Consider the following 14331-nt stretch of genomic DNA (forward strand, 5'->3'; position numbering starts at 1 on the left):
ACGAATACATCCACTACTACAACCACGGCCGGGGACAGGCCAGGCTAGGATGGAAAACCCCAAAGGAATACGCACGACAACTAGCCGGCTAAACACGATGTGCGGAATTCGGGGTACACATCAGTGTCAGGGAAGGGCCGATCAGAAGACGCCATTAGCGGCGGCGTCCCATCCTTCTGACGCTTTTGGTCGCCAACACCGGCGTGTTGCGGCCAAAAGTGTCAAGGAAACAAGCCACCAAAAAGCGGTATCAGCAACAGCACCTTATCCCTTTGACACTTTTGACCGAGACACGCCGACGACCGCGACCAAAAGCGTCAGCAAAGTGGGAAGCCGATAGGCATTGGCCGCACAAGCTGCGCCGGGTTCGTCTGGCATCACATGTCAGCCGACCACTGAGTCCTTCAGCAGATTATCCACCAGGAAATACGCCACATGGCGAGAGCGCTCCTTGATGAATGCGTTCACTGCGGCAAAGTCCGAAGAATCCAATGCGTCCCCGATACGAGACATATCCGTTTCCGAAAAATATTGGGATTCCTCAATAAGCTGCGAATACTGACCGTAGTTGTTCACCTCATATAAGGTCTTGTCCTTCTTCGCGTTATTGGCGGTTCTCGGCAAATACATGCAATTGCCCAGCGCATTGCCCAGAATTCGACGGGCGCCGCTTTTCCCATCCACGGCACTGATTCGTTTGCGGGCAATGATATGTTCCAGCTCAAATGTTTCGCCATCCGGCACCGATGCCGACAGGTAGCTGAGATTGGCGTGAATGGTCACCAGACATTTCACGTCCTTCATGAAATTAATGCCCGGCGTCTGATCGTCAATCCACTGGTCAAATGCCTGTCGAAATTGCTCGCGGGATACCATTTCCAAATAATCACGGCTGCCTGACTGGTATTCCAACAGACGCTGATCACCATGAGATGACCATGTTTGCGTAATGGCATCAAACACATATGCGGCCTTGATATTGCGTAATGAACGCTTGTATTCGTCAGACGATGGCTCCAAACCCCACAATGCCGCAAAATATGACAGCGTTTTAAATGTGGCCGACAGACCATTCTCATAATTGTCGCCGGAATCCTTGAAACGTTTCAGCAACGTCGCAAACAAGCTTTGCAGGTTATTGCAGATCCGCTCGGCCTTCTGCAGAATCGATTCCAGATTATCGGTAATGAACTGCATATTGGCTGCGCTGTTCAGCTCTTTGAGTCGTCGATTATCCAAACCGACGGCCACGCCCAAAAGGCCGAAGCCAAGCTCCTGCACGACATTCGCGGTTGTCGGAACAAGCGCCGTCAAATGATCGACGACATACTGACCGAGAGCCGTGCCGAATTCCGCCAACGTCACCGTACGGCTTTTCGACAGCTCATCTTCAGAGAAATCCTGCAGCTCGAATTCGGCTTTCTGCTGCATGTCCATGTAATACTGCTTGACGTATTGCAGCATTCGCTCCTGCAGAACAGACTCATCCGAGGAAGCCAAAGTTATGGTCGCGTTCACCCATGACGCATTGAAGACTTCATATTTGGACAATGGCATCCCGCCCTTGTTCAGATTGGCGAAGACATCAGCCAGATGTTCTTCCGCGCCGAGATAGACCACCATAGGCACCATAAGACGGTCCAAATCCACAAATTGCGTGATCTTGTTCTTCAAATCGTATATGCAATTCGCGAAAGCGGATGAGTCGATCATGCGATCACTATGTTGCACCAGCCATAATGCAAGAGATTGACCATCTTCCATATTGACGAGCTCATCAAATGCGGCTTCCGTCAGTTTCGAATCGCCGTCCAACAACGAATTGGCCAATCGCCAGCTGCGCATATACTCGTCGCGATTCAAGGGCTTCCAAAAATGCAGCGAATCCTGTTTGTACTGACGAATCGTGGACAATCGCTGCTGTCCGTCCAACAGCTGTAATTTGGAATCATCGCTATTGTCGTTTAGCGGATACACCAGCAACGTGCCAAACGGGTAACCGTCATGCAGCGTCTGTACAAAATCGTTTTTCTTCGCTTCCGTCCATACGAATCCGCGCTGGAATTTCGGCAGTACGATACGATCGAGCTGCTTGACGCTCAAGTTTTCAATACGGTACAACGCCATGGTCTCTCCTTCCGGGCAGTCTTATGATCTCACAAATCACACCGCCGATCAAAAGCCCAGAAAGCGCAAAGCATCCGTGCTACAACTTGTATTCAATCACTGACGCCACATACCGCCGATCCAACCAAAACGCTTGTTTGGTGATGCTTTCTCCGTTTGGCAGCAGTACCCGATCCTCACCGTCACGCGCTTTCGGCCGCAGATGAAATACCTGATTGAACTGCTGGCCAGGCAACTGATTATGGCCGCGCTCGTAGTATTGCAGGCTCTTACCGCGAATCAGCAAATCATGGACATGCTTCCACGCCGGATACACATATTGTTCAATATCAGTTTCCGGCATATTCCATAGAAAACCGCCTTCAAATATGTCACTATATTTTGACGAATTTTCACGCCGCTTTCCCGACGCTTGAAAAACAACAAAAAGGAATCTGCTTTCCTCGAAAAAGCGGTATAGGAAAGAATCCTCAAATCCTATTGCAGGATTCGCCCATTCCCGCCATTCCTCGTATGTAATCTGCCGAAACGACATATTTTCAGCAGGCACGCCCAATTCATATCGCACTATCGTCTTTAATTGAGTGACATTCGCCTTGCGAAATTGCTCAATACCGACAACCGACGATTTCCGCGCACCAAGCATACGTAACGCAACCAGTGAATTAAGCTGCTTCGCCTCCGGATTCACGCCTTCCATTTCCGGTCGCTGCAAAATATCACCTAATCGCTGCAACGCATACCGGTCAAAACTGCGGCCGATATACTCTTCCAATGTCTGTTCCGCCGTCATGGGAAGACGCGAATACAAACGCGATTTGCGCAACAATTTATCGGCGACCGTGCTCATATAGGACGTCTTATAACTGAAGGCACGCTGCTTGGCTTGTATGGTCTTGAGCTCGCTGCCTTCCGGCGCCGGCGCTACACGCATATCCTTGGAAGAGGAGCCCTTTGTGCAGGCGGCAAGATAATTGGTATCCGATTCGCTGAGCTGATCGGCGAAACCATCCGACACTTTCTGCCGTATTGTTTCCCAGTCGGCACGAATGGTCGCCAGATCATCATCTTCGTAATCCAATACCACCGAACAATACACGGCACAATCCAAACGGGATTCCGCCTTTTTATCGGTACGGTCATCGAAATAGTACACAAGAATAATGCGCTGCGATTTACGCCAAAATGTAGACGTATCAAAGGTCTCATCCGGCAGATGCATATAGTCGATGAGGTCCAGCACCAGCCGCTCTTTGGCGATGACATGCTCGCTTTTGCGCTTGGCATGGCGCAAAGGCGTGACCTTCAATTCATATGTGCGGCCGCCTGCGATGATATCGGGATTGGGATCCGAATTGATGGAGTAGCCCAATACGGATTCTTCGATGATCTGTCCCAAGGATCCCTTGTTGCCGGCTTTCTCGCCCCGGCCTGTGCGATCGATCTCGCGAAATGTCCGGCCCCGCACACCATCAAGCAGACGCATCACATCAGCGATATCGCGAAAGCGATGTTCCGCCTGGGATAGGAGCGCCTGCACCACGGCAATCCTCAATCGCGACCAGACGCATGGTCTTCGGCGATCACCATGCCGATGGCATGCGGAATGCCGACGACCAGTGCGTTACCCATGCAGAAGGCGCGCTGGCCGTCCGTCATGCCACTGTTCGTCCATCCTTTCGGGAACATCTGAATCTGATCGAGTTCATCGGGCGTCAACCGACGAAGCCGACCATCATGCGCTTCAATGACATGCTTCATACGGCTTGCCCCGGAGCCGCCTTCACTGGTCAGAATGGTGCGCGCGGGTCTATCAAGCGCGTCCGGGAAAGCCATGCCGCCTTCGGAATACGTGTAGGCGAAGCCAGTCGACGACATGCGTTCCTCACGCTTGGCGCCCTTGAGATACCGCCACTGCGGGATGGTGTCGCCCGACAAATAATATTGCTGCGGCACCTCATCGTCGGGCACACGGATATCCGCCAAGGTGGCAGCCTTGCCGTGATAATCGGCATCGACCTTGCACGTATGAATCATGCCATCCTGCATGACGCCGGCATTGAGGAAAAACGAGGTTTTCTCTCCGATGCCGAATTCGCTGCTGACCTTGTACGGATCAAGGTCTACAGAGCGATACCCCCCCCCCCGATTGTTTCCGGCTCGGAAATCGGGAAGGCACGAGCCATAACGCCGGAAGAAATCAGACGCTCGTGCAGGTCCCATCGATGCTGCGTTTGCACGGCGTAAATATATACGCGACGACGACGCTGCGGCATGCCGTAATCAGCGGCGTTGATCACACGCCATTCCACCGAATATCCCAAATCCGCCAAGCACGACAGCATAATGGCGAAATCGCGTCCACGCTGCGCAGCCGGAGACTTCAATAAACGGTCGACATTCTCCAACAGCACATATTTCGGCTTTTTCATTGTCAGCAGACGTCTGATCTGCCACCAAAGGACGCCTTTCTTGCCTTCAATGCCGCCTGCACGCGAAAGCGGCTTCGCTACGGAATAATCCTGACAGGGGAATCCGCCAACGACCATGTCGCAGTCTGGAATATCGATTTCCCCGGCCTCGTACGAATCCAATACGCGCTCAATATCCTCATTGACGCAGCTTCCCGCTCCGAATCTGCTTTCGTAGCAGCGCCAAGCAAACTGACGCGTTACACTTCCCGGCGGTTCCCACTGGTTTGCCCAAACAGTAGAATACGGCCCGGCTGGTTTTTTATAGAATTCCGGGTGAAGCGGATTACTGTAGCCTTCCAGTCCAAGACGAAAGCCGCCGACACCAGCAAACAGTTCGATGACTTTAATGGCATCCGTCACGGCGACTCCACTCAGATAAGAACACAAATCAGCTTTGATAGTGATCCATCGTCGGGACGATCCGCCGTCAGCGATTCGTCCAATCCTCTGACACTTTTGACCGTAACACGCCGTGACCCACGGTCAAAAACGTCAATCGGAAGGCTGCTGCGCCGCAAACTGTCCTCGCCGACTGACGTTTTTGACCGGCAGCGGCCGCCCCTCTGACACTTTTGGTCGGCGAGCCCATCCTCCTGACGCTTTTGACCGGCGTCACCGGCGTGTTGCGGTCAAAAGCGTCAACAGGAGACCCAACAAAGGACGACACCAGCCAAGGACGGCCTCCCTCCTGACAGTTTTGGTCGCAACACGCCGTAGTTGGAGGTCAAAAGCGTCAGAAAGAGGACCCGCCCCAAGACGACACCGAGAGCGGCAGGCGGCAACGGCCAGCCCCTTGACACTTTTGACCGGCGTCACCGGCGTGTTGCGGTCAAAAGCGTCAGAAGAGGGCCGTCAATTGGGCACCGCACCCACACCACCCGCGGCGGCGCAGCCTACAGGCCGTACACCTCGCGGGCGAAGCGCTCGAGCACCGGGATGGAGCGCTTGACCTTCTCCGTGTCGATGCAGTAGGCCATGCGGAAGTAGCCGGGCACGCCGAAGCTGTCGGACGGCACGAGGATCAGGTCGTAGTCCTTGGCCTTCATGCAGAACGCGTTCGCGTCCTCTTCGAGCGCCTTGGGGAAGATGTAGAACGTGCCGCCCGGACGCACCACGTCGAAGCCGATCGAGGTGAGCGCGTCGTACAGCAGGTTCATATTCGTCTCATACACGCTCAGGTCGCTGGTTGCGTCGATGATTTTCGCCACGGCGAGCTGCACGCTGGACGCCGGGCAGTTATGGCCGGTGCCACGGCTGATCTGCCCGCACATCGGCACGATCAGGTCGGCGTCGGTGGCGCGCGGGTTGACCGCAAGGTAGCCGATGCGTTCGCCCGGCAACGACAGCGACTTGGAGAACGAGTAGCAGGAGATGGTGTTGTCGTAGAAGCGGCTCGGATACGGCTGCGTGTTGCCGTCGAACACGATTTCGCGATACGGTTCGTCGCTGATCAGGAAGATGTCGTGCCCGTATTCGGCCTGCTTCGCGCGCAGCAGTCCGGCCATCCGTTCAAGGGTGGCCTCGGAATACACTGCGCCGGACGGATTGTTCGGCGTGTTGATGAGCACGGCCATCACGTTCGGATTCAGCGCCTTCTCGAACGCGTCGAAGTTGATTTGGAAGTTGTCGGTGTCGGCGGGGATCACGGTCAGGCGTGCGCCGGTGCCGCTCACATACAGCTGGTATTCGGGGAAGTATGGCGCGAAGGTGATGACTTCGTCGCCGGGCTTGGTGACCGCGCGCAGCGCGTGGGCGAGCGCGCCCGCCGCGCCGGATGCCGGGAAGATGTGGGCCGCGGTGTAGTCCATGCCGAAGCGTCGGTTGAGGCTTGCGGCGATGTCTTCGCGTACGGAGGTGATGCCGAGCGACGGGCTGTAGCCGTGCAGCGCGACGGGCTCGTCGTCACGGTACAGGTCGATCATCGTTTCGGTGAAGCTGGCCGGGCAGGGCACGCTCGGATTGCCGAGGGAGTAGTCGAAGACGTTGTCGTATCCGACTTGCGCGCCGCGTGCGGTGGCGTATTCGCTGAGTTCTCGGATCACGGATTTGCCGCCGAGCATGGCCTTGTATGTTTCGTTGATCATGGGTACCTCCTTGTCGCATCTTACCGCCGTTTCCTCTCGCGGACGGCATGCGTTCCGCGCAAGCGCGCACCCGAAGAAGCCCTCACAAGTCGCAGCCGGACTATGCCGCCAGCGTTACCGTGCCGGCACGCGCGGACTGTCTACTATGGAATCACGCGAGAACGAGGAGGACCGTCGATGACGAATATCACGGATTATGTTTCGGCGCATCGTCACACGTTTGACAGCGATCCGTTCAACGCGGTCGACGCGCTGGTGCTGTCGTCGCTGGCTTATCAGCGGATGCCGGACGCGGTGCCCACGTTGGCGGCCTCGAAGACGAAATACGGCTCGCTTGCTCGCCGCGTGCGCGCCTTCGACTTGCGTTCTCCGCTGAAATCCGCGCGGAATCTGGTGCGTCCGCCTTTTTCCGAGGTGACGTTGGCTGATGTCGCGCGGTCTTTGCAGCCTGAGGATTTTGATATGCGCACGGGCCATGCCGGCTTGCTTGATCCGAGGCTGACGAGGGGCTTGTATGCGGCCGTTGGGGATAATCCGCGTTTTTCGACGATTCGTTTGGACGGTTATGATGAGCGTTTCAGCGCCGAACAGCAGACGCAGTTCGCCGCGGTGACGATGATGCTTCCTGACGGCTCGCTGGCTGTGGTGTTCCGCGGTACTGATGATTCGTTCGTCGGCTGGAAGGAGGATTTCAATATGGCCTTCCAGTATCCGGTGCCCGCGCAGCATACGGCGTCGGAATATTTGAATGCGGTCGCTGATTTGTGGCGTGGCCCGATTCGTTTGATGGGACATTCCAAGGGCGGTAATTTGGCGGTGTATGCCGCATTGAATGCGACGGAGCATGTGCGCAAGCGCATTGTGAGGATCTATTCGTTGGATGGCCCGGGTTTCCCCGCTCCGATTGTCGGCAGTGCGCCGTACCAGTCGGTGATGCCGTTGATCGAGAAGATCATTCCGGATTCTTCGATTGTCGGCATGGTGATGCAGACGCCGGAGCCTTGCCATGTGGTGGAGTCGGATGAGAGCGGCCCGATGCAGCATATGGCGTTCTCCTGGCAGACGAAGGGCAATGATTTCGTGTATTTGCCGTCGGTGGCGCCGACTTCGCAGTTGTTCAACGAGTCGTTGAACAACTGGCTGGCGAATATGAGCACGGAGCAGCGCGAACGCACGGTTGATGCGCTGTTTGAGATTCTGCGTTCCAGCAATGCCGACAGCATCACGGAATTGATGGATATGGGCTTGAAGGCCGTTCCCAATATGATCGGCACGTTCGTCGGCCTATCCGATGAAGATCGCAAGCATTTGATCGAGGCCGCCGTCATACTGTTCAACGTCTCCCGCGCCCGTCGCCGCGACGCCTGACTTGCCGCTCCGTGGCGGCGACCCGCATGCCTTGCGCGGCATGTTCGCCGAAGGCCGGCATCACCGGCCAAGAGTCCGCCGCGGCGCGGGGTCTTCGGCGAACGCGTCCACGACGCCGTCCGGTATGACGCCGCCCAGCGCTTTCCGTACGCTGGACGGCAGCGCTTTGAGCACTCCGAAGATCAGATCGCGTGTGGGCTTGTCCGTATTGCGGGCCGCCGCGATGATTTTCGGGACCGCTTCGCGCATGTGGGAGCCGATCGCAGCGAGATCGTCGTATCCGCTCGCCGCGAAGATGCCGTAGATCTGGTCGAACGCCGTGGCGCGGACGTGCTCCGGCACCGCGTCCATCCACGCATTCATCGTGCGGCGTATCAGCACCGCGGTCGGCGACAGTCCCCGCTCATGCTTGAAATCGCCGTCGGCGACCTGCCAGGATTCGCCCACATGCTGCAGCGGCCCGGCCGCGTTCGCCGCGACGACCGTGTACCGTTCCGCCGATTCCAGCAGCATGCCGACTATTGAACATTCCGGCACGGTTTTGTCGATGCGGCCGCAGATCGTGCGGTATGCCACCGTGTCCACCATCGCCGCGGGCAATCCCGGCCCATCATGCGTGAAAATTCGTTCGATCCTGTTGATGCGGCCGGTCGCCTCCGTCATCACCGTGGGCAGCAGGCCGAAATCATGCGCATGCTCGCAGGCGTCGTCGATGTCCGCCTGCGCCACGCGCATCGACGCGTACACGGCCAGGTTGCCGCCTTTCGAATGGCCGCCGACCATCACGCGCGGCGCCTCTCCGCCGAGGAATCCTTCGGAACGCACGATCACCGAATGCAAATACCTGTCGGCGGCGGACTGCGACGGCACCGGGCATTGCACCGCCATGTTGAAATCCTCTTTCCATCCGACCAGCGTATCGTCCGTTCCTCGGAACGCGACGTACAGCAAGGTCGTGACGCCGGCGCATTCGCTCAGGTCGAAGGTCATCGCCGCGAACTGCTGTTCACGTTCCAGATCGAACCGTTCGCTGTATTCGCCGACGCGAAGCCCTCGAAAACGCGGCGACTCGCATACCGCGCGCAGCAGGTCGAGCCGGAAATCGTTAGTCGACCGCGAAAACGCGTTGAACATCGTCGCATAATCCTCGGCGCGCAGCATGCGGGAGATCGGCGCCGTCGCCACCGATTTCGCCGTTTCGAAACGCGGCGCCGACTTCGGCAGTCGAATGTACGACAATTCCGACAGGACCAGCGAATCGACGGCGTTGAACGGCAGGTCGGCGAAGGAGCGGAATTCGCCGCGCACATAATCGAGGATGTTTCCCATACTTTCCACTGTACCCAACCTCGCCGCATACGACGGCGTTTATCCGATGCGCTTATGCGGCGGCCCGCAAGTTACGAGGCGGATGCGACAATGGAATGCGGGCGTGATCCGAAGGCACGGACCGTGAGGCGCGCTGGCGCGAAAGGATGACACCATACGAGAAAGGCATGGCAATGGACACGATAACGACTTGGCTGCAGCAGCATGCGTACCGCATTGTTTTTCTGATCGTCGTGGTCGCTTTGGCGGCGCTGGTCGCCAAAGCGCTTGCACGGCTGCTGCGGCGCGTGCTGGACAGGTCGAATATGCCGAACGCGTCGATCTTCATCAACATCATGCGCGTGGTCGTGTGGACGTTGGCCGCCTGCGTCGTGCTGCAGCCGGTGTTCGGCATCAATCCGACCACGCTGTTCACCGCGCTGGGCATCGGCGGTCTTGCCGTGTCGCTTGGTTTGAAGGACACCATCGCCAATGTGATCAGCGGTTTCGGCCTGATGCTCGGCAAGGTCGTGCAGCCTGGCGATCTGGTGAGCATCGCGGGCACCACCGGCATGATCAAGGACATCAATTGGCGTCAGACCGTGCTGGTCGAACGTAACGGCAACGAGATGGTGATTCCGAATTCGGTGCTCAACACCACGTCGCTGGAGCGCCTCACCCCCGGCAATGAGGGCTTCGTCACGGTGCCGTTCACGGCCAAGGCCGGCAGCGATCCCGATGAGATCGCCGCCGCCGTGGTCGCCGCGATCAGTGAGGCCACTGCGGATCTGGCATTGGAAGGCACGGCGCCGCTTGTGAAGATCGTCGGATTTTCGCCTTACGGCATCCAATGCGAGGCGATGGCGTGCGCGAAGGAGGGCGTGATCCTGTCGACGATGCGTGATGCGATGGCGCGCGCGATCGCCGATGCGGACTTCCTGGAGCTGCGCGCCGCACAGTCGTGATGGCACTATCCTGATGCCACAGTCATGACGCCATAATCCTGACGTCATCATCCTGACGCCTGATTGCAACGTTGCAATCGATGACGCCGATTGACGGCATTCGGCAATGAGGCTGCGGTATGCGACGCCGTACAGGGCGACGCCGCATACCGCAGCTTTCACACCATCTGCGTGGCCAGCGTCAGCAGCAGCGCGACCACGATGAATACGATGATTCCGGCATTGCCGAAGGCGACGTTGCCGCGCAGACCGCGAGGCAGCTCCTCCGGTGTCGTATAGAATTCGACGCTTTTACGCTTGGCGATCAGCAGCACCACGCCTGAGATCATCGCGGAGAAATACAGCAGGAAATACACCATCATGATCATCAGCCCCGGCGCGGAGGCGTTCATCGCCGTCTCAAGGGCCGCCATGTCACCGCTTTCCATCGCGGTAAACAGCGACGGGTCAAGCTGCGACAGCACCCACGGGGCCAATACCGCACCGTTGAAATTGACCAGCATGTGCAGCACGATCGAATAGCGCAGCCTGCTGGTGCGCATATACACGTAGCCGAACATCAGGCCGAGGCCGAATGCGTAGAAGAACTGGAACAGGTTCATGTGGTACAGGGCGAAGATCAGCGACGACACCACGATCGTCAGTTTTTCGCCGTAGCGGCGCATGCGCGAAATCAGCTGCTTGCGGAAGATCCACTCTTCCATGATCGGTCCCAGAACCACCATGTACAGTACGATCGACCAATCCGCGTTCATCGCCAGATCCGTAATCACGTTAGTCGCGTCGGTGCCGAGCAGCAGCGAGGCGACCACCTGCCCGATGATGTTGCCGACGTACATGATCGGCAGGCACATCAGGAATATGGCGAACAGACGGCCCGGGGTCATCGGGAATTCCTGCGTCGGCAACGCGGGCACGCCGCGCATCATAAGCGCGGCGACCGGCATCGCCACGGCATACAGCGGCAGGCCGGACGCCAGCAGCATCATCCACATCGGCATATCGCCTTGCGGGAACAATGACATCAGCCCGGCCGAGAGCACGATGTTGAGGGCGATCCATATGGTCAGCATCGCCGTGCAGGACCAGCCGATCGTGGCGAAGCGGCGCTTGGCCGTCTGCAATGCCTGCTCGAATGTTTGCATCGGATTGTGATTCTGCGGCGCAGGCTGCTGAGGCACCGCCGGCGTATCGGGCTGTGCATTGAATTGCGCAGGCGCCCCCTGCTGTTGCCCGGCACTCGGCCCGTATTGCGGATTGCTCATAGGAATTCCCTTTCTCCATGCCTATTTGCGCGAAGTCCTCCTTCATGAAGGCGGGGCCGCAAAACCGACGTCTCGCGGCCCACCTTCATGAAAGCCACTGTTCACACCATACCCGTCACCGTTCGGTATAGGTCTTGTCGAAAATCGAAGTGCCCGATTCCGCAACCACGTTGATTCGCAGATTCACCTTCTCGTTCGTGGCGCAGATGCGTCCCAAACGGTTGACGGTGGATTGTGCATCGTTGTCATGGTCGTCCAATGACCGCTGGAACATGGAGGCGTAATCGTTGTAGGCATCGTCCACCGTGTAGGTGTAGGTAACGGTGCCGCCGTCCACCTTGTAGGCCATCGTGATGCCGTACGAGGTCAGCTTGCCGGCCTCCCGCGTCGCCCGCGTAACGAATTCATTGGAAGCGACCAGCTGCTCCAGCGTGTCGAACGACGTGTTATACGCGTGCAGATCATCGACGGAATCGTCGATGCTGTCTTCTATTTCGTCGATGGCGTCCTCGACGTATTCCGCATTCAGCGTGAAGTCCGGCGAGCTCGGCGCGGTGGCGTCGCCCTGCGCGCCGCCCTGCCCGTTCTGCGTGCCGCTTTGCCCGCCGTCTTGCCTGTCGCCATTCCCGTGTACATCGTCATAGATGTCGTTGCGAACATCGTCGTAGACCTCGCTCCAAAGCGAATCGGAGCGCGCATCCGTGATGGCGTGATTCGTGAAATTGATCGCGGCGGAGACAACAGCCAGTCCCAGCACGATCGTCAGAATCGTTGAAATCGCACCGACCACGATGCCGGCGACGGCCAGGCCGCGGCCGCGCTCGTCGCGTTTGCGCGTCTGCACGACGCCGATGACGCTCAGCACCACGCCCACGATGCCGATGAAGAACGATGTGATGAAGCCTGCGATGGCCCACGCGTTCCACGGGCGGGGCTGCTGCGCATAAGGCGGGTTCGGCTGGCCGTTCGGCGCAGGCGCGCCGGCGACGCCATAAGGCGGCATGGGATACGCCGGAGGCGCGTCATATGGCTGGGACGGCTGGGGTTGCGGAGATGATTGGAATTGTTGCGATGATTGGGGCGCCGCATACGGCGAATCATATTGCGGCGATCCGTATTGCGGCGCATCGTATTGCCGCGTGGGCTGCTGCTGCGAGTCCGCCGGCGGCCGCGCATATTGCTGGGTATCCTGGAAATCCCCGGCATTGCCGGAGGGAGGATGCTTATCGTGATCGTTCATGGCCGTATCCTTCATGCTGTGTGACTTCCGCGTTCGACGCCATGTGCCTCACATCATGCCGCATGCGTTCGCCGCCGGTGTACGGCGACGATGCCGCGCAAATCCGCTTGACACATACTAGTTTCAGTGTAAGCAATAAAGGCCGAATCCGCTATACGCGGAGAGCTGAGCCGTGAACGACCACGGCAGCGGTCTTGCCGCGCCGTCAGCGCGTCATCAGCGTGACATCAGCACGCCGTCGGCGCGACAAGACCGCCGCCGTCATCCCCGCCGTCACCGTGCCATCACACCGCAAGCGATTCAATCGCCCGCGGCGTCACCACGACCTCGGAGCCGACGCCCAATCCCGCCGGCAGCTCATTGGCCGGCAGCTGCACGGTGGCGCACAGCTGTTCGCCGCCGTTCCAACGTTGGTATTCGCCGGACGAAATCGTCACGTCCACGCGCACCAGCGAGCCCAGAAAATGCATCATCGATACGCGCGCATGCTCGCCGACGTTCGACTGCGTGTCGCCGGCCATCTGCAGCATCATGTTTTCCGGGCGGATCAGCACGGCGACGAAATCGCCGCGCTTGGACCCCGAAAGCAGCGGCACGCGCTGGCCGAACACGACGGCCTCCTCCCCGTTGGAGGCGCCGGGCAGGCGGTTCGTCAATCCGATGAACGTCGCCACATACTCGCTGGCCGGACGCATGTACAGATCACGAGGCACGCCGATCTGTTCGATGCGGCCGTGATTCATCACGCCGAGGCGGTCGGCGATCGCCAGCGCCTCCTCCTGGTCATGCGTCACGAACACCGTCGTCGTACCGGCCTCCAATTGGATGCGGCGAATCTCGTCGCGCAGCTGCACACGCACTTTGGCGTCCAATGCGGAAAGCGGCTCGTCGAGCAGCAGCACGCGCGGATTCACCGCCAATGCGCGGGCAAGCGCCACACGCTGCTGCTGGCCGCCGGACATCTGCTGCGTGTATTTGCCGGCCTGATCGGAAAGCCCCACCAATTCCAGTTTCTCCATGGCGACGCGTCGACGTTCCGCACGCCCCATGCCGCGGATCTCCAAACCGAATTCCACGTTCTGCAGCGCGGTCATATGCGGGAACAGCGAGTAGGCCTGGAACACCATGGCCATGTCACGCTTGTTGACCGGCACGCCGGTCACATCCTGCCCGCCGACGAGAATGCGCCCGGCTTGGATGTCTTCCAATCCGGCGAGCGCGCGCAGCGCGGTGGATTTGCCGCAGCCGGAGCCGCCCAGCAACACGACCATTTCGCCCGGCTTGATGTCGAGATTGAAGCCGTCGAGCGCTTTGACGTCGCTCCCGGGGTAGATTTTGTCGACGTTCATCATTTGCACGCCGCCGCCGCGTTCGGCGGAGTCGCGCAGGATCTCCTGCGCCGCTTCGGTGACGACGTCGCCGTCCGCTTCGTTGGAGACGATGCCGCGGAATGTGTCCGCCGCTTGCGCGACGGCCGCTTTATGGTCGGCGATGGACATG

11 protein-coding genes are annotated in these 14331 nt (G+C 58.6%); 2 read left to right on the forward strand and 9 right to left on the reverse strand.

The annotated features are described in order from the left end of the window. Positions 1-384: 384 nt before the first annotated feature. The 5 genes from AC1AX7_RS08965 to AC1AX7_RS08985 all read right to left on the reverse strand — a co-directional run bounded on the left by AC1AX7_RS08965 (position 385) and on the right by AC1AX7_RS08985 (position 6685). Positions 385-2127, reverse strand: coding sequence for a DUF262 domain-containing protein (locus tag AC1AX7_RS08965; protein ID WP_476509743.1), 1743 nt, complete (start codon positions 2125-2127; stop codon positions 385-387). Between the two features lie 79 nt (positions 2128-2206). After that, on the reverse strand, positions 2207-3670 hold the full coding sequence (locus AC1AX7_RS08970) for a Sau3AI family type II restriction endonuclease (protein ID WP_476509744.1): 1464 nt from the start codon (positions 3668-3670) through the stop codon (positions 2207-2209). Positions 3671-3678: 8 nt separating this feature from the next. Further along, complete coding sequence (locus tag AC1AX7_RS08975; RefSeq protein WP_476509745.1) at positions 3679-4164, reverse strand: DNA cytosine methyltransferase; 486 nt, start codon at positions 4162-4164, stop codon at positions 3679-3681. Between the two features lie 86 nt (positions 4165-4250). After that, positions 4251-4961, reverse strand: coding sequence for a DNA (cytosine-5-)-methyltransferase (dcm, locus tag AC1AX7_RS08980; protein WP_476509746.1), 711 nt, complete (start codon positions 4959-4961; stop codon positions 4251-4253). Positions 4962-5494: 533 nt separating this feature from the next. Then, entirely contained in the window at positions 5495-6685 is a 1191-nt protein-coding gene (locus tag AC1AX7_RS08985) for a pyridoxal phosphate-dependent aminotransferase (RefSeq protein WP_476509747.1), read from the reverse strand. Between the two features lie 177 nt (positions 6686-6862). Between AC1AX7_RS08985 and AC1AX7_RS08990 the strand changes: the two genes are divergently transcribed. Beyond that, complete coding sequence (locus AC1AX7_RS08990; RefSeq protein ID WP_476509748.1) at positions 6863-8053, forward strand: DUF2974 domain-containing protein; 1191 nt, start codon at positions 6863-6865, stop codon at positions 8051-8053. Between the two features lie 60 nt (positions 8054-8113). On the opposite strand, the gene AC1AX7_RS08995 is transcribed toward AC1AX7_RS08990, so the two are convergent. Next, positions 8114-9382, reverse strand: coding sequence for an Mbeg1-like protein (locus AC1AX7_RS08995; protein ID WP_476509749.1), 1269 nt, complete (start codon positions 9380-9382; stop codon positions 8114-8116). Positions 9383-9555: 173 nt separating this feature from the next. Here AC1AX7_RS08995 and AC1AX7_RS09000 point away from each other — a divergent pair, with 173 nt between their 5' ends. Further along, positions 9556-10326 (forward strand): mechanosensitive ion channel family protein, encoded by a 771-nt coding sequence (locus tag AC1AX7_RS09000; protein ID WP_476509750.1) that lies wholly within the window; start codon positions 9556-9558, stop codon positions 10324-10326. Positions 10327-10484: 158 nt separating this feature from the next. Here AC1AX7_RS09000 and AC1AX7_RS09005 read toward each other — a convergent pair whose 3' ends face one another. The 3 genes from AC1AX7_RS09005 to AC1AX7_RS09015 all read right to left on the reverse strand — a co-directional run bounded on the left by AC1AX7_RS09005 (position 10485) and on the right by AC1AX7_RS09015 (position 14330). Next, the gene (locus AC1AX7_RS09005) at positions 10485-11591 is read right to left on the reverse strand and encodes a lysostaphin resistance A-like protein (RefSeq protein WP_476509751.1); all 1107 of its coding nucleotides are present in this window, start codon (positions 11589-11591) and stop codon (positions 10485-10487) included. A gap of 115 nt (positions 11592-11706) precedes the next feature. After that, complete coding sequence (locus AC1AX7_RS09010; protein WP_476509752.1) at positions 11707-12831, reverse strand: DUF4854 domain-containing protein; 1125 nt, start codon at positions 12829-12831, stop codon at positions 11707-11709. Between the two features lie 284 nt (positions 12832-13115). Then, positions 13116-14330, reverse strand: a complete 1215-nt coding sequence (locus tag AC1AX7_RS09015; protein WP_476509753.1) for an ABC transporter ATP-binding protein — start codon at positions 14328-14330, stop codon at positions 13116-13118. Position 14331 lies beyond the last annotated feature (1 nt).

This window comes from Bifidobacterium sp. LH_449, assembly GCF_056356755.1.

Excerpts from the sequence above, each read along its gene's own strand:
- AC1AX7_RS08965 (WP_476509743.1), bottom strand. The coding sequence starts at position 2,127 with ATGGCGTTGTACCGTATTGAAAACTTGAGCGTCAAGCAGCTCGATCGT.
- AC1AX7_RS08975 (WP_476509745.1), bottom strand. The coding sequence starts at position 4,164 with ATGATTCATACGTGCAAGGTCGATGCCGATTATCACGGCAAGGCTGCC.
- AC1AX7_RS08985 (WP_476509747.1), bottom strand. The coding sequence starts at position 6,685 with ATGATCAACGAAACATACAAGGCCATGCTCGGCGGCAAATCCGTGATC.
- AC1AX7_RS08990 (WP_476509748.1), top strand. The coding sequence starts at position 6,863 with ATGACGAATATCACGGATTATGTTTCGGCGCATCGTCACACGTTTGAC.
- AC1AX7_RS08995 (WP_476509749.1), bottom strand. The coding sequence starts at position 9,382 with ATGGGAAACATCCTCGATTATGTGCGCGGCGAATTCCGCTCCTTCGCC.
- AC1AX7_RS09000 (WP_476509750.1), top strand. The coding sequence starts at position 9,556 with ATGGACACGATAACGACTTGGCTGCAGCAGCATGCGTACCGCATTGTT.
- AC1AX7_RS09005 (WP_476509751.1), bottom strand. The coding sequence starts at position 11,591 with ATGAGCAATCCGCAATACGGGCCGAGTGCCGGGCAACAGCAGGGGGCG.
- AC1AX7_RS09010 (WP_476509752.1), bottom strand. The coding sequence starts at position 12,831 with ATGAACGATCACGATAAGCATCCTCCCTCCGGCAATGCCGGGGATTTC.
- AC1AX7_RS09015 (WP_476509753.1), bottom strand. The coding sequence starts at position 14,330 with ATGTCCATCGCCGACCATAAAGCGGCCGTCGCGCAAGCGGCGGACACA.